The sequence below is a fragment of the Nocardia concava NBRC 100430 genome, from assembly GCF_000308815.1.
GTDB classification, from domain to species: domain Bacteria; phylum Actinomycetota; class Actinomycetes; order Mycobacteriales; family Mycobacteriaceae; genus Nocardia; species Nocardia concava.
In genome coordinates this window covers 98,983-116,942 of sequence record NZ_BAFX01000206.1, presented here as the reverse complement: position 1 = coordinate 116,942, position 17,960 = coordinate 98,983, and the positions used below count along the sequence as shown (strand labels likewise).

Genomic DNA, 17,960 nt, shown 5'->3' with positions numbered 1-17,960 from the left:
GATCCACTTTATCCCAGCGGGAAATCCGCTGTGCCCCAGTCGAATCAGTTCAACCCCCGGCGGATCAACAGCGGCTCGATCTCCGGCGCACGCCCGCGGAAGGCGGCGAAGGCTTCCAGCGGGTCGACCGAGCCACCGCGGGAGAGCAGTTCGCCGCGGAACCGCTCGCCCTTCGCGCGGATCGATTCCTCGCCCTCGTCGAACCACTGCACGGTGTCGGCGTCGAGCACCTCGCTCCAGATGTAGGAGTAGTACCCGGCCCCGTAACCGCCCGCGAAGATGTGCGCGAAATAACCGGTCCGGTAACGCGGCGGGATCGCGGCGAGGGCGACCCCGGCCTTGCGCAGGGCCGCGTCCTCGAACTCCTCGGCATCGGTGTCGACCTCCGCCTCGGCGCGGGTGCGACGATGCCAGGCCCAGTCCAGCAGTGCCGCGGCCAGATATTCGACCGTGCGGAAACCCTCACCGAACTGTTCGGCCGCGACCATCCGCTCGACCAGCTCCGCGGGCATCGGCTCGCCGGTTTCGATATGGCGGGCGTAGTTGGCCAGCACTTCCGGCCGCGCCATCCACATCTCGTTCACCTGCGACGGGAATTCCACGAAGTCGCGCGGCACCGCGGTGCCGGAGAAGAACGGATACACCACATCCGAGAACAGCCCGTGCAGGGCGTGCCCGAACTCGTGGAAGAGCGTGCGGACGTTGTCCCAGGTCAGCAGGGCCGGTTCACCCTCGGCCGGTTTCACGATATTGAGGTTGTTGACCACGACGGGCCGCTGCCCCAGCAGTTTCGACTGGCGGACCAGCGAATTCATCCACGCGCCACCGCGCTTGGACGGGCGCTTGAAGAAGTCGCCGAGGAACAGGCCCAGCTCGCTGCCGTCGGCGTCGAAGACCTCGAAGACGCGCACCTCCGGGTGATAGCCGGTCAGGTCGGTGCGTTCCCGGAAGGTGAGCCCGTAGACCAGCCCGGCCGCGTGGAATACGCCGTCCCACAGCACCCGCTCCAGTTCGAGATATGGGCGCAGCACCTCGCCGTCCACCGAGAACTGTTCGGCCCGAAGCTTTTCCGACCAGAATTGCCAATCCCACGAGCGCAGTTCGGCCTCCGCGTCGACGGCCCGCATGGCGGCCGTGAGCTCGCCGGCCTCCCGCTCGGCATTGGCGACCGCGGGCGGCACCAGGCGAGCGAGCATATCCTCCACCGCCTCAGCGGTTTTCGCGGTCTGATCGGCCACGGCGTAGGAGGCGTGATCCGAATACCCCAGCAGCTCAGCTCGTTCGGCGCGCAGGGCCGTCATGCGAGCTCCCAGAGCGGCATTGCCTCCGTTCGTACCGAACCCGCGGCCCAGCGACGCCGCCATCATGCGTTCCCGCACCGCCCGGTCCGCCAGATCTGCCAATACAGGCTGATTGGAGACGTTCTGCAGGCTCAGCGCCCATTTCCCCGGATGCCCGAGAGCATCGGCATTCTCCGCCGCAGCGGCCACCGCGGCCGGGGGGAGCCCGGCGAGTTCGTCCTCACTGTCGAGGATCAGCGTCGCCGCGTTACTGGCCGCCAGATTCTCCTGACCGAATTCCGTTGACGCCGTGGCGAGTTCCGCATTGAGCTCACGCAACCGAGCCTGCTGCGCCGCATCCAGCCGGGCCCCGGCGCGCACGAATCGCAGGTGGTATCGCTCCACCAGCCGCGTCTGCTCGGCATCCAACCCGAGTTCGGCGCGGCGCTCGTACAACGAGTCGATCCGGCCGAACAGCACCGGATCCAGGTGAATGGCATCCGAGTGCGCGGCCAGCCGCGGCGAGACCTCCGCCTCGATCTCCTGGATGCGCTCGTTCGTATCCGAGGACACGAGGTTGAAGAACACCAGCGACACCCGCGTCAGCACGGCACCCGAACGCTCCAGCGCCTCAACGGTATTCGCGAACGTCGGGGCCTCGTCCAGCGCCGTGATCGCAGCGATCTCGGCCAGCTGCTCCGCCATCCCCCGTTCGAAGGCGGGCAGATAGTGCTCCTCGCTGATCTCCGCGAACGGCGGCAGCTCATAGGGCAGCGTGCTGCGCTCGAAGAACGGGTTGCTCGTCATACCCGTCACCTTATTCCGGCAGATGGCACGATCATGGAATGAGTACGGACTACTTCGATCTCGGTGCATATTCGAGGCCCGTCACGACCGCCTCGCCCGAGGCCCGCCTGTGGTTCGATCGCGGCCTGATCTGGACCTATGCCTTCAATCATGAAGAGGCCGCGCAGTGTTTCCGGCGCGCGCTGGAGACGGATCCGGACTGCGCGCTCGCCTACTGGGGCCTGGCCTTCGCGCTCGGTCCCAACTACAACAAGCCCTGGGAGTTCTTCGACGCCGAGGAGCTCGCCACCACCGTGGTCACCGCCCACGAGGCCGCGCAGCGGGCCCTGGCCCTGGCCACGACACCGGTCGAGCGGGCGCTCGCGGATGCCCTCTGCGCGCGATACCCGCGCCCCGCCGCCGAGGGCGATCAGACGGACTGGAATCGGGACTACGCCGATGCGATGCGCACCGTCTACCAGCGTTTCCCGGACGATCTCGACGTCGCCGCGCTGTACGCCGACGCGCTGATGAACCTGAGCCCCTGGGCGCTGTGGGACCAACGCACCGGCGAACCCGCGGCCGGTGCGTTCACGCTGGAGGCCAAGGCGGTGCTGGACCGGGCGCTGCGCGGCGAGGCGGGACGCGCGCATCCGGGCATCCTGCACCTCTACATCCATCTGATGGAGATGTCGCCGACACCGGAATCGGCTCTGGCAGTGGCGGATCGACTGCGCGGACTGGTGCCCGACGCCGGGCACCTCCAGCACATGCCCTCGCATCTGGATGTGCTGTGCGGCGACTATCGGAGCGTGGTGGCCGCCAATTCCGCCGCCATCGCCGCGGACGAGAAGTTCGTGCGACACGCGGGCGCACTCAACTTCTACACCCTCTACCGGGCGCACAACTACCACTTCAAGATCTACGGCGCGATGTTCCTGGGACAGTTCGCGACCGCGCTGGAAACCGCTGCGCAACTGGAGAATTCCATCTCCGAGGAACTCCTCCGGGTGCCGTCGCCTCCCATGGCCGATTGGCTGGAGAGCTTCGTCGGAATGCGCGTCCACGTCCTCATCCGCTTCGGCCGCTGGGCCGACATCATCGCACTGGAACTGCCGAAAGATCCGGACCTGTACTGCGTGACGACCGCGCTGCTGCACTACGGCAAGGGTGTCGCCTATTCCGCCACCGGCCGCATCGACGAGGCGCAACGCGAGCGAGAACTCTTCCACGCCGCCGTCGCGCGAGTGCCGGAGTCCAGAACCCTGTTCAACAACACCTGTCGCGATATCCTCGCCATCGCCGCCGCCATGCTCGACGGCGAGCTGCTCTATCGAAAAGGCGACTACGACAAGGCATTCGAAGCGCTGCGCCACTCCGTCGAACTCGACGACACGCTGCCCTACGACGAGCCCTGGGGCTGGATGCAACCGGCCCGCCACGCCCTGGGCGCACTCCTGCTGGAGCAGGGCCGGATCACCGAAGCCGAGGCCGTCTACCGCGCCGACCTGGGCCTCGACCACACCCTCCCCCGCGCCTGCCAGCATCCGGGCAATGTGTGGGCCCTGCACGGTTATCACGAATGCCTGCTGCGCCTGGATAAAACCGAGGCCGCCGCAATCATCGCCCAACAACTGAAACTGGCTACCGCTGTGGCGGATGTGACGATCGAAGCCTCATGTTTCTGCCGCATTCCGACGACCGATCACCCCGACGCACATTGCCGCCACTAGCAGGACTGTCTGGGCCAATTACCTTGGGCCACAACGACCGACGCGGCGGCACAATAGGTGATGATCTGTTGCAAATCAATAGCAAGACGAAATGGAAAACTGCACAAAACTAGCCAAGCGTCCGAATCTACCCCCAGGTAAGCTACCCGCTAGTAGTCGTTTAGGTTACGGTCCAGCGTGGGCTCGATGGACGGTCCGACAGGCAGGTCGGGCACAGCAAGGCAGGGTGAGGTGCAGGTGTTGATCAGCCGGTCCAGGTTGCCATTCGTCGTGCGACGCGGCGCGATGTCGATGAACCGAACCGGAGCGGACTTGAATATCGTTGTGCGCGAACCGATGTGGGGCATCGGTTCGTAGCCCATCTCGCGGGGTGCGCTCCCGCACATCACTTCTCGGGGGGATTCGAGTTACCGAGGAGACTTTATGTCTTACATTGCCACCGCTGTGAATACCTCAGCGGCCCGCTGGAACCACCGGCGTCACTACGAACCCGACTTCTTCGGCCTCCCGCCCAGTCGGGCAACCTCGAAAAATCCCTAAAGCTCTTCGTGTAGTACACATTTCACACCTGCGCGGCGGCTGGTGCGCCGAGGCGCGCAGGTGCGTGCTCGTCGTGAGGAAGGTTCTCGAGTGACCCGATCAGATTTCCCCGTAGCTGTCGTAGGAATGGCGTGCCGGCTGCCGGGAGTTGCTGATCTCGACGATTTCTGGCGGCTGCTCGCCGAGGGCCGCGACACCGTCGGCGCCGCCCCGGCCGCGCGCGCGAATCTCAGCGAACGCGCGAGCTTCCTCGATGCGGTGAGCGATTTCGACGCGGAGTTCTTCGGCATCGCCCCCAATGAGGCCCGATCGATCGATCCGCAGCAATTGCTCGCGCTGGAACTGAGCTGGGAAGCCCTCGAAGACGCGGGGCTGGCCGATGCGGCGCGCGAATCGCGGCGGGGCGGGGTATTTCTCGGTTGCACGAGCGGTGACTTCGCGGAACTGGTCACGGCCGCCGAGGGGCCCGGCATCACCCGCCACTCGCTGTGGGGTGCGACGCGCGGAATCATCGCCAACCGGGTTTCCAACTATTTCGGTTTCACCGGCCCGAGCCTCCTGGTCGACAGCGCTCAGGCCTCCTCACTCGTCGCGGTGCACCTGGCATGCGAGAGCCTGCGGGCGGGCGAGACCGATATCGCGCTGGCCGGTGGCGTCAATCTGATCCTCTCGCCGACCAGTGGTGAACGGATCGAACACTTCGGTGCGCATTCGGCGCAAGGGCGATGTTTCACCTTCGATTCGCGCGCGGACGGATTCGTGCGCGGCGAGGGCGGCGGCGTGGTCGTGCTGAAGCCGCTGGCCCAGGCGATCGAGGACGGCGACCGGATTCACGCCGTCATCCGCGGCAGCGCGGTCAATACCGGCAATGAGCGGCGAGTATTGAGTGCGCCGAGCCGCGACGCGCAGATCGCCGCCATTCGCTCCGCGCTCGAGGCTGCCGATGTGCCCGCCGATTCCGTGCAGTACGTCGAATTGCACGGCACGGGAACCCCGGCGGGCGATCCGATCGAGGCCGCCGCACTCGGCGCGACCTATGGCTCCGATCGCGAGCCGAATTCACCGCTGGCGGTCGGGTCGGCCAAGACGAATGTCGGCCATCTGGAGGGCGCCGCCGGGATCATCGGCCTGATCAAGACCGCGCTGTGTCTGCGACACCGCGAACTCGTGGCCAGCCTCAACTTCGAGCGGCCCAATCCTGCGATTCCCCTGGATGATCTGCACTTGCGCGTGGTCAGCGCACCCGAGCAGTGGGCCGCGACCACCATCCGGCGGGCAGGCGTCTCCGCGTTCGGCATGGGCGGCTCCAACGTTCACCTGATCCTCGACGAGGCTCCGATCGCGGCCAACGCGACAACCGCCGAGCCCGAAGACGCCGAGGTGCCGATCGTGCTCTCGGCGCGCGATGAGGACGGCCTCCGCGCGCAAGCGATCCGGCTCCGCGACTGGCTGGCACGCCATCCGGAATTCGCCCTCGCCGACGTGGCGTACTCACTGTTCACCGCCCGCGCCCACATGCCTTGGCAGGCAAACTTTTTCGTGTCGAGCCGCGAGCAGCTGCTGGCTGAACTGGGATCGCTGGCGGAGCACGGCGGCGGTTCGGACCGGGCCGGACTGCCGATGGACTCGACGGCCCCGCCGACCGGTGTCCGGGTGGACCTGCCGCCGTACGCATTTCGCCGCCGGGAGCACTCCACGGATCTCGACCCCGTCGGGTCGCCGTCGGTAGCGCCCACCCAGAAGTCCGAATTTCAGCACCGCGCCGCGGCGCTCACCGTGGTCCGCGAGCAGGCCGCCGCGGTCCTCGGATACGAATCGGCCGACTCGATTCGCGGTGACCTGCCGTTCACCGATCTCGGCTTCGACTCGCTCAGTGGCGTGGAACTTCAGAAACGCCTGACCCGAGCGACAGGTGTGGAGTTGCCCGCCTCGCTCATATTCGACTACCCCACCGCCACTTCGGTGGCCGACCTGCTGAGTTCACCCGCCACCGGGGCCGGCGACAAGCGTGCCCGGGTCACCCGGCGGACCTCGACGGACGAGCCGATCGCGATCGTCGGCATGGGCGCGCGGTTCCCGGGCGGTGTCTCCTCCGCCGAGGAGCTGTGGGATCTGGTCGCGGCGGAGCGCGACGCGATCGGTGATTTCCCCGCCGATCGCGGGTGGGATCTCGATCGCCTCTACGATCCGGACGCCGACAAGGCGGGGACCGTTTACACGCGCCGAGGTGGATTCCTCACCGGTGCAGGGGATTTCGATCCTGCCTTCTTCGGGATCAGCCCGCGTGAGGCGCTGGCGATGGACCCGCAGCAGCGGGTGTTCCTCGAAACCGCGTGGGAAGCCCTCGAAGACGCCGGAATCGACCCGACCACACTGCGCGGCAGCGACACCGGTGTCTTCGTGGGAGCCTGTGCGTCAGGGTATTCCGGGCTCGTCACCGGTGAGCTGGAGGGCTTCCGGCTGACCGGCACCTCGCACAGCGTCATCTCGGGGCGGCTCGCTTACGTCCTCGGGTTGGAGGGCCCGGCGGTGACGGTGGACACCGCGTGCTCGTCCTCGCTGGTGGCGCTGCACTCGGCGTGCCAGGCCTTGCGAAGGGGCGAAAGCTCTTTGGCTATCGCCGGAGGCGTGACCATTGCCGCGACTCCCGACCTGTATGTCGATTTCTCCCGGCAGCGCGGGCTGTCGCGAGATGGCCGCTGCAAGGCTTTCTCCGCCGCCGCCGACGGTGTCGGCTGGTCCGAGGGATCGGGCGTGCTCGTTCTGGAGCGACTCTCCGATGCTCGCCGGCTCGGACACAACGTGCTGGCGGTGGTGCGTGGTAGCGCGGTCAACCAGGACGGCGCGAGCAACGGTCTCACCGCGCCCAATGGCCCGTCGCAGCAACGCGTGATCGAACAGGCTCTCGCCGACGCCGGAGTCTCGGCGGCCGATGTGGATGCCGTCGAGGCGCACGGCACCGGTACGCGGCTGGGCGATCCGATCGAGGCGCAGGCGCTGATCGCCGTCTACGGACAGGATCGCGGCGACCGGGAGCCCCTGCGGATCGGCTCGCTCAAATCGAATATCGGACATACCGTCGCTGCCGCAGGTGTCGCCGGTGTGATCAAGACCGTCCAATCGATGCGGCACGGACGACTGCCGCGCACACTGCATGCGGAAACGCCGTCCCCGCAGGTGGATTGGAATGCGGGTGCGGTACGGCTGTTGACCGAGGCCGAAGCATGGGAACGCGGGGATCGGCCGCGGCGGGCGGGTGTGTCGTCGTTCGGGATCAGCGGAACGAACGCACATGTGATCCTCGAGGAAGCGCCCGTGGATGCGGCGACATCGGTTGCGCCACAGAGTGACTCCGACTTCCCGAGCAACCAGGTGCCGCTGGTCGTCTCGGGTAAGAACGAGGCGGCGCTGCGCGCACAGGCCGCCCGCTTGCGGACGTGGTTGTCGGACCGTCCGCAGCTCGATATCGCCGAGGTTGCCGGTGCGCTGACTTCAACACGGGCACAGCTCGATTCGCGCGCGGTGGTGTTCGGACGCGACCGGGACGAGCTGCTCGAACGGCTGCGCATCCTCGCCGAGGCGGGCACCGGAACCGACATCGTCACCGGAACCCCGGTCGCGGGCCAGACCGCGTTCCTGTTCACCGGACAGGGTGCCCAGCGAGTCGGCATGGGTGCCGATCTCTGCAGCGCGTTCCCAGCCTTCGCGACCGCGCTGGACGAGGTGTGCGCCCATCTCGATCCCCTTCTCGGACAATCACTGCGCGAGGTGATGTTCACCGATGCGACCGGCGTGCTCGATCGCACCGAATGGACGCAACCCGCGCTCTTCGCTTTCGAAGTCGCGCTGTTCCGGCTGTTGGAGTCGTTCGGCACGGCCCCGGACGTCCTCGCGGGCCACTCCATCGGCGAACTGTCGGCCGCCCATGTGGCCGGGGTGCTGTCGCTGCCCGACGCCTGCGCACTCGTGGCGGCTCGCGGCCGGTTGATGGGCGAGCTTCCCGAGGGCGGGGCGATGCTCGCCATCGCCGTCGACGAGGCACGCGCGAACGCCATCATCGCCGGATCCGATGGCCGCCTCTCACTCGCCGCGATCAATGGCCCGGCGGCGACTGTGCTTTCCGGCGACTCCGACGCGATCGACGCCGTCGAACGGGATCTGGCCGCCGAGGGAATCCAGACCACCCGACTGCGCGTCAGCCACGCTTTCCATTCGGCGCGAATGGATCCGATGCTTTCGGAATTCCGCACGATCGCCGAGAGCCTCGCCTACAACCAGCCCCGGTTGCCCATCGTCTCCACTGTCACCGGGGACTTCGCGGACGAATCCATCGCCACCGCCGACTACTGGGTGCGGCAGGTGCGGGACGCCGTCCGCTTCGCACCCGCGATCGCCACTCTGCTCGCGAGCGGGGTGCGGCGATTCGTCGAAGTCGGACCGGATGCGATTCTGAGCGCGGCGACCAACCGGTACCTGGCGACCGACCCCGCCCTCGAGTCGTCTAGCGCGGTAATCGCCACCTCGCGACGCTCGAATGATCCGGTGCCGCAGCTGCTCTCCGCGCTGGCGCAGCTCCATGTCACAGGTGGACCGGTCGACTGGCGGCCACTGCTACCCGCGTCCGATCGACGAATCCCACTGCCGACCTACGCATTCCAGCATCAGCGGTTCTGGCTGCGTCCGAGTCCCGTTGCCGCGTCCGGCGCGTCGGGGCACCCGATCCTGACCGATGTGGTCGGTATCGCGGGAACGGATGAATGGTTGGTCACCGGTCGACTGTCCATGCGCGAACACCCGTGGATCACCGACCATGCGGCACACGGCGTAGTGGTAGTTCCGAGTGCCGTCCTGGTGGAATTCCTGCTCATCGCGGGCGAACGGATCGACTGCGGTGTGCTCGACGAGCTCACCTTGCAGGTCCCGATCGTGCCCGCCGAAGACGATGAGATCGAGCTCCAGGTCGCCGTCCGGGCACTCGAGTCCGGACGTCGGAACTTCGACTTCTACTTCCGGAAGTCCGCGGATGACCCGTGGGTACTCAACGCGACCGGTGCACTCGCGCAAGAATATTCGGACGACTCGGCGGCATTGCGATTGCTCGGCCAGACATGGCCGCCCGCCGCTGCGGACGCACTCGACGCCACGCGTATTCCGAGCCTGATGACGCAGGGCTCCGGGCTCGAATACGGCCCGGCGTTCAACGGCGTCCAAGCCGTATGGCGACAGGCGGACGCGGTATTCTCCGAGATCGTCCTCCACACCGAACTGGACGGCACCGCAGGCACTTTCGGCTTGCATCCGACGCTGGTCGATATGACGGTGCACGCCGGACTCGCCGAATTGCTCTGGCGCGGACTGGACCAGGATCCCGGCTCCGGAAAGTTGCTGTTCCGCTGGGGCGGTGCGCGATTCCACCAGCCCATAGCCGACCGATCGAAGCGGCTGACGTCGCTTCGAGTCGCCGCCGTCGCGACTGGGCCGGAAACCATCGCAGTCGCCGCCGTCGACACCGCCGGTCGGCCGATCCTCTCGGTGGATGCCGTCGTCATGCGCCCGTATGACGTGCAGCGATTCTTCGAGGACCTGTCCGAGAACACGGCCGATCTGTATCAGGTGCGATGGGAGCGCACGGGCAGCGCAGTCATCGGCGACCAGGAACCTATTCCGACCGCGGTGACATACCGTCCGGAGGCCCCGAGCGGCGAACCGGCCGATATTCATTCGGCGACTCGACAGGCCGTGAACGACGCACTCGCCCGGCTGAATTCGTGGCTGCGCGAAGAACAAACAGACGCACGGCTGGTCATCATCACCGCCGGCGGAGTGGGCGTCGCCGACGAAACCCCCGATCTCGTCGCATCGGCGGTGTGGGGTGTGGTGCGCACCGCGCAGACGGAGAATCCGGATCGCTTCGTCCTCGTCGACGAGGACCCGGCGGCACCACTCGACGCCGAGGCGCTCACCGCCGTAATGCGTACGGGCGAACCGCAGGTCGCGATTCGCGGTTCCGAGGTGCTCGTACCGCGATTGGTTCCCGCCGAGACGCTTATCGCCGACGCCGACACCACCCCGTTCGGAGCCGGAACGGTACTGATCACCGGTGGCACAGGCGGATTGGGTGCGCTCTTCGCCCGGCATCTGGTCACCGAATACGGCGTCCGGGACCTGGCGCTGACCTCTCGCCGCGGCCCCGACGGTCCCGGTGCGGCGGACTTGGTCGAGGAACTGGCGGCTCTGGGGGCCGAGGCCCGGATCATCGCCTGCGACGTCGCCGACCGCCAATCGGTACGACAGCTGGTGAGAGGTCTGACCAATACCGAGGGGACCGCCGATCTGAGTGCGGTGATTCACGCCGCGGGTGTCCTCGACGACGGCACCATCGGTTCGCTCACGACCGACCAGGTCGACCGGGTCTTGGCGCCCAAGGTCGCGGGCGCGTGGAATCTGCACGAGGCGACCGAGGGTATCGACCTCGCCGCATTCGTACTGTTCTCCTCGGTCGCCGGAGTGATCGGTTCGGCCGGGCAGGGCAACTATGCCGCCGCCAACAGTTTCCTGGACGCGCTGGCCCAGCGGCGACGCGCTGCCGGACTGGCCGCGACGTCCCTGGCATGGGGCCCGTGGGGCGAGGCAGGCGGCATGACCGGCGACCTGGACCACGTCGCCGTAGCGCGGTGGGATCGCCTGGGACTCGGACAGATCGGGCGCGCCGAGGGCTTGCACCTGTTCGGCGCCGCACTCGCGCACCGGGATGCACGCTTGGTCCCGCTTCGTTTCGATGCCACCGCACTCCGTCGCGAATCCGATCCGCGCGCGCTGCCGGCGGTTCTGCGCGGGTATGGACGCCGCCTCGCCGACGTCGCGAAATCCGTTGGTGCGGCTGCCGGGACGGCGTCTTCTTCCGGCACTACGTTGGCCGCGCGGCTGGCGCGGGCAGGTTCTGACCGCGGTGCCGAGGTGACCCTCGAGACAGTGCTCGCCCAGGTTGCCGCCGTACTCGGACATGATTCCGGTGCCTCGATCGATGCCGAGACGCCGTTCCGCGAACTGGGCCTCGATTCATTGGGCGGCGTGGAGCTGCGGAACCGGCTCGGTAAGGCTACCGGCCTGTCCCTGCCCTCGACGCTGGTCTTCGATTATCCGACGCCCGCGGCGGTCGCGAAGCTGGTCCAGTCGAGAATCGCGCCGACTGCGACACCGGCAGCCAGACCGGTGGCGTCGAGCACCACACGCACCGACGAGCCCATTGCGATCGTGGGTATGGCCTGCCGCTACCCGGGTGGTGTCGAATCCCCCGACGCACTATGGGATCTGGTGTTCACGGGAACGGACGCCACCAGCGACTTCCCCGCTGACCGCGGCTGGGAGCTGGACCGGCTGATCAACCCGGACCCCGACCATCCGGGCACCACGTATTCGGGTCGCGGCGGATTCATCGCCGGTGCAGCCGATTTCGACGCGGGTTTCTTCGGAATCGGTCCCCGCGAGGCGGTCGCCATGGATCCGCAGCAGCGGTTGCTGCTCGAAGTGTCCTGGGAGGCCCTCGAGCACGCCGGGATCGACCCGAACTCGCTGCGCGGCAGCGACACCGGCGTCTATTCGGGTGTCATGTACCAGGACTACGAATCGTTGACCCGCAATGCGGGTCCGGAGGTCGAGGGCTACGCGCTCACCGGATCGCTGGGCAGCGTGGTCTCGGGACGAATCGGCTACGCGCTGGGACTGGAAGGCCCCGCGCTGACGGTGGACACCGCCTGCTCGTCCTCGCTGGTGGCGCTGCATCTGGCCTGCCGCGCATTGCGGCAGGGCGAGAGCTCCCTGGCCCTGGTCGGTGGGGCCACGGTCATGGCCACGCCCGCGGTCTTCCTCGACTTCTCCCGGCAGCGCGGTCTCGCCTCGGACGGGCGCTGCAAATCGTTCTCCGCGGCCGCCGACGGCGTGGCCTGGTCGGAGGGTGCGGCAGTGCTGGTCGTCGAACGACTCTCGGACGCACAGCGACTCGGCCACAACGTCCTCGCCGTCATCCGCGGCAGCGCGGTCAATCAGGACGGTGCCAGCAATGGCCTGACCGCGCCCAACGGCCCGGCTCAGGAGCGGGTGATCGCCGAGGCGCTGGCCAATGCCGGATTGACACCCGCGGACGTGGATGCCGTCGAGGCGCACGGCACCGGAACCACTCTGGGCGACCCGATCGAGGCGCAAGCGCTGATCGCCACCTATGGGCAGGCACGCGGCGACCGGGAACCCCTGCGGATCGGCTCGCTCAAATCCAATATCGGGCATGCGCAGGCGGCCGCGGGTGTCGGCGGCATCATCAAGATGGTGCAGGCCATGCAGCATCGGGTGCTGCCGCGCACCCTGCACGCGGAAGAGCTGTCGCCGCACGTGGATTGGTCGTCGGGAGCCGTGCGGGTGCTCACCGACGCCGAGCCGTGGCCCGGCGGCGACCGGCCGCGCCGCGCCGGTGTGTCGTCCTTCGGGATCAGCGGGACCAACGCGCACGTCATCCTCGAGGAGCCGCCCGTGGCAGCGGCCGAACCCGCTGTCACCCCGGTGAATCCGAATGTCTCCGCTCTGATGATCTCGGGCCGATCCGAGGCGGCCTTGCGCGAGCAGGCGGATCGGTTGCGGCAGTGGATGATCGAACGCCCGGCGCTCGCCGCGCGGGATGTCGCCGCGGCCCTGGTCGGCACCCGGGCGCGAATGGAGTGGCGCGGCGGGGTCGTCGGCCGCGACCGTGACGAACTGCTCGCGGGATTGGCGGCCCTTGCCGACGGGCAGGCCACCACGACCGCGGTCGCGGGTACGGCAACCCCGGGCCGGTTGGCGTTCCTCTTCACCGGCCAGGGCGCGCAGCGCCACGGCATGGGCGCCGGGCTCTACCGCGACTACCCGGCCTTCGCGAGCGCCCTCGACGAAGTCTGCGCCGAATTCGACGCCCGTCTCGGCGGATCGCTGCGCGCGGTGATGTTCGACGCCCCCGAAAGCGGTCTGAACCGAACGGAATTCACGCAGCCCGCGCTGTTCGCCTTCGAGGTGGCGCTGTTCCGGCTGCTGGAGTCCTTCGGCGTCATCCCGGACGTGGTCGCCGGTCATTCCATCGGTGAGCTCGCCGCGGCGTATGTCGCGGGCGTGTGGTCGCTGCCGGATGCGTGCACACTGGTGGCGGCACGCGGACGGTTGATGGGTGGACTGCCCGAGGGCGGAGCCATGCTCGCCGTGGCCGTCTCCGAGGAGGAGGCGGTAGCCGTGGTCGCAGCCTTCGCCGATCGCCTTTCGGTGGCAGCGGTCAACGGTCCTGCCGCGGTGGTGCTTTCGGGCGATGAGGACGCCGTCGCCGAGGTCGACCGGCTGTTCGAGCAGCGCGGTGTCCGCACCAGTCGGCTGCGGGTCAGCCACGCCTTCCATTCGGCGCGCATGGACCCGATGCTGGACGAATTCCGCGCTGTCGCGGAAGGATTGAGCTACCGGCAGCCGCTGCTGCCGATCGTCTCGAACGTCACCGGCACCGAGGCGGGCGACGCCGTCCTCGACCCGAGGTACTGGGTGGCTCAGGTGCGTGGCAGCGTGCGCTTCGCGCCGGGCGTGGACACCCTGATCGCAAGCGGTGTGCGGAAGTTCATCGAGGTCGGCCCGGATGCTGTGCTCACCGCCATGACGTCGGCCTGTTTGGCGCAGCACCCCGAGGTCGAGCCGAAATCGATTGCGGTGGCGGCATCGCGCCGGTCGATGGACGAGCCGACCGCGTTCGTCACCGCCTTGGCGCGGGCGGATGCCGCCGGTGTTCCCGTCGACTGGTCACAGGGTCATGACCGGCCTGCTGCCCGTGTCGCCTTGCCCACCTACGCATTCCAGCGTCAGCGCTATTGGGCCCGCCCGGTCGTGGCCAACGATGTCCGGCGTTCGGGGCTGGAAGAGGCGGGCCATCCGCTGCTCGGCGCGATCGTGCGGGTACCGGGCTCGGAGCAGGTGGTGTTCACCGGCCGGCTGTCGCGCAGCACGCAGCCCTGGCTCGAGGACCACGCGGTCGCGGGCACGGTGCTGCTGCCCGGCGCCGCCCTGGCGGAGCTCGCGCTCCATGCCGGTGCGGTCACCGGGCGGCCGCGGCTGGCCGAGCTGGTGATCGAGGCGCCACTGCCGATACCGGCGGATGCGGGGGTCCAGCTGCGCCTGGTGGCGGATGCACCCGACAACTCGAACGGTGTTACGGCACAGATCTATTCACGCATCGAGGACTCCGAAGGCGAATCGCAGTGGGTGCGCCACGCCACGGCGACCCTCACCGACGACGCGATCGCACCGTCGAATCTCGATGACTCGCGCGATTGGCCGCCCGCGGACGCGACGGCAATCGCCGTCGAAGACGGTTACGCGGCACTGGAGGAACGCGGTTATCGATACGGACCCGCCTTCCGAGGTGTCCGGTCGCTGTGGGCGCGTGCCGGAGAGGCGTTCGCCGAGATCGCACTGCCGGATTCGGTGCGCGACCAGGCCGGGGAGTTCGGGATGCACCCCGCCCTCCTGGATTCGGTGCTACACACGATCCTGCTGGGCGGGCTGATTCCCGCAGCGCCGAACGGTTCGGTCGCCGTGCCGTTCTCATGGGAACAGGTCGAGCTGCGTGGTACCGGATCGAACGCACTCCGGGTGCACGCGAAGGTTTCCGGCTCCGGCAGCGAGCGCATCACCCTGACCTTCACCGACCAGGCGGGCATGCCCGTCGGTGAGGTTGGGGCGCTGACCCTGCGCGCCATCGCGACGGGCGCGCTCACCGAATCCCCGCGCGACCGCCTCGGTTACCACGTCGATTGGGTAGCCGGGCCGCAAACGGACGGCGGCACCGTGGAAGTCTTCTGGGGCGACACCGCACCCGACGGCGACTACGAGATCGCCACCATCGGCGGGCACAGGCATGTGGTCGCCGCCATCGAACCGGTGACCGGGCCGAGCGTCCCGGATTCGGTGCGCCAGACCGTCATCGGCGTCGCCGCTCGCGTGCGGCGACTGCTGGAGGGTGAGGATCCCGTCGTGGTGGTCACCCGCCGGGCGGTCGCGGCCGAGGTCGGCGAGCACATCGATCCGGCAAGTGCTGCGGTGTGGGGCTTGCTCCGCACCGCGCAGAGCGAGAACCCGGACCGGATCCGGCTCGTGGACGTCGGCGGGGACGGTGACCATCGTGCGGCCGTGGAGTCGGCGGCGATGATCGCCGACGAATCCCAACTGGCCGTGCGGGGTTCGGCGGTGTACGTCCCGCGCGTCGCCCGCGACTCCGCCGCCCTGACCGCCCCCGACGCTTCCGCCTGGGCGCTGACCCTCCGCGACAAGGGCACGCTGGCCGCAGAGAACTTCGGACTCGACGAAACCGCAGGCGCGACAACCGCTCTCGAACCGGGCCAGGTCCGGGTGAGCATGCGAGCGGTGGGCCTGAACTTCCGCGATGTGCTCATGGCCTTGGGCACCTATCCGGATCCGCTCGGCCGAATCGGCGGCGAGGGCGCGGGCGTCGTGCTCGAAGTCGCGCCCGACGTCACCGAATTCGCCGTCGGCGACCGCGTTTTCGGCTTCACGCCCGGTATGAGTTCGGTGGTCGTGGTGGACCGTCGACTGCTCGCACCGATGCCACGGGGCTGGTCGTTCGCACAGGCCGCCGCCGTTCCGATCGTGTACGCGACCGCCTACTACGGTCTGGTCGACTTGGCTGACGCCCGCTCCGGCGAGACGCTGCTGCTGCACGCCGCAACCGGCGGCGTCGGCATGGCCGCGGTGCAGCTCGCGCGGCACCTGGGATTGCGCGTCCTGGCCACGGCGAGCAAGCCCAAGTGGAATGTACTGCGCGACATGTATTTCGACGACTCCGATATCGCCGACTCCCGAACCCTGGAATTCGAGCAGGAGTTCCTGGAGCGCACCGGCGGCGCGGGCGTGGACATCGTGCTCGATTCCCTGGCGGGCGAATTCGTGGACGCTTCGCTGCGCCTGCTCCCCCGCGGCGGCCGATTCGTCGAGATGGGCATGATCGACCGCCGCGACCCGGCCGAGGTCGCCGCGACCCACCCCGGCGTGCGCTACGCCAGCTTCATGCTGATGGAGGCGGGACCCGAACGGCTGCAAGAGATTCTGACAGCCCTCGTGGAACTGTTCGACCGTGGCGAGCTGAAGCCGTACCCGATCACCTCGTGGGATCTGCGTCGCGCACCCGAGGCCTTCCGCTATCTCAGCCAGGCCCGGGGTGTCGGCAAGAACGTGCTGACGGTCCCGACCGAGCCGCGCACCGATGGAACCGTGCTGATCACCGGCGGCACCGGCGGATTGGGTGTGGTGGCCGCACGCCACCTCATCACCGCCCACGGCGTGCGCAGGCTCGTGCTCGCGAGCCGACGCGGCGCGGAGACGCCCGGTGCGGCGGAGACGGTCGCCGAACTCACCGCACTCGGCGCGCACGTGGACGTCGTCGCATGCGACGCGGCCGATCGGGCGGCACTCGACCGGCTGCTCGCCGCGATCCCCGCCGAGCACCCGCTGACCATGGTCGTGCACGCGGCGGGTGTGCTGGCCGACGGCCTGCTTGCCACCATGACCGACGAGCAGATCGCACGGGTCCTGCGCCCCAAGGTCGACGCCGCCTGGAATCTGCACGAAGCCACCGCGGGCCTGGACCTCTCGGCCTTCGTGCTCTACTCCTCGATCGCGGGCATCCTCGGTACGGCGGGCCAGGCCAACTACGCCGCCGCCAACACCTTCCTCGACGCACTGGCGCACCAGCGGCGCGCCGAGGGACTGCCCGCAACCTCCATCGCATGGGGGCCGTGGCAGCAGAGCAGCGGTATGACCGGCGATCTGACCGAAGCCGATCTGGCGCGACTGCGACGAGAGGGCTTGCTACCGCTCGATGCCGAGGAGGGCATGGCCCTCTTCGACGCGGCGGCGGCCGCCGGCCGTTCGACCTTCGTGGCGGTCCGCATCGACCGCGACGCACTCGGCGATCCGGCGGGTGTCCGTCCGATCATGCGGGCACTGTCCAAGCCCGCAGCACGCCGCGGTCCGGTCACCGAATCGACGACGGCCGAGGTCGCCCCGGATTCGGGACAGCTGGTCACTCGCCTGCTCGGTCGTTCACCCGAAGAGCAGAAGCGGGTCCTGCTCGGTGTGATCGGCGTGCACGCCGCCGCCGTGCTCGGGCTCACCGGCGCCGAGGCGATGGAGCCGGATAAACCGTTCAGCGCCATCGGGTTCGACTCGCTCGGGGTGATGGAATTCCGTAACAGGCTGAAAACGGCTGCCGGAGTGCAGCTCTCGGCCACCGCCATGTTCGATCATCCGACCCCGGCGGCCCTGGCCGAGTTCCTCCGCCAGGAGCTGGTGCCCGCCGACGCGGCCGCGCGAGCGCTCACCGCCGAGGTCGACACGCTCACCAGAAGTTTCGCCGCGGCGGAACTGACCTCGTCGCAGCGTTCCGACCTGGCGAAAAAGGTGTCCGCGCTACTCCGCAAGCTCGAGGACACGGCGGCCGATCGCGGCCCACTTCACCCAACGGGAGTGGATGACGCCGGCGATCTCGAATCCGCCGACGACGACGAGCTTTTCGAATTCATCGACAGCCTCTGAGCTGACAGACCAGGAG

At 68.3% G+C, this 17,960-nt stretch carries 3 protein-coding genes; 2 read left to right on the top strand and 1 reads right to left on the bottom strand.

Annotated features, from left to right (window positions below; genetic code table 11):
• Positions 1-44: 44 nt before the first annotated feature.
• Entirely contained in the window at positions 45-2,087 is a 2,043-nt protein-coding gene (locus ON43_RS41875) for a M3 family metallopeptidase (RefSeq protein ID WP_040816658.1), read from the bottom strand.
• Between the two features lie 38 nt (positions 2,088-2,125).
• Between ON43_RS41875 and ON43_RS41870 the strand changes: the two genes are divergently transcribed.
• Positions 2,126-3,799 (top strand): tetratricopeptide repeat protein, encoded by a 1,674-nt coding sequence (locus ON43_RS41870; protein ID WP_040816657.1) that lies wholly within the window; start codon positions 2,126-2,128, stop codon positions 3,797-3,799.
• A 630-nt stretch (positions 3,800-4,429) separates the two neighbouring features.
• Positions 4,430-17,944 (top strand): type I polyketide synthase, encoded by a 13,515-nt coding sequence (locus ON43_RS47005; protein ID WP_281033418.1) that lies wholly within the window; start codon positions 4,430-4,432, stop codon positions 17,942-17,944.
• Positions 17,945-17,960 lie beyond the last annotated feature (16 nt).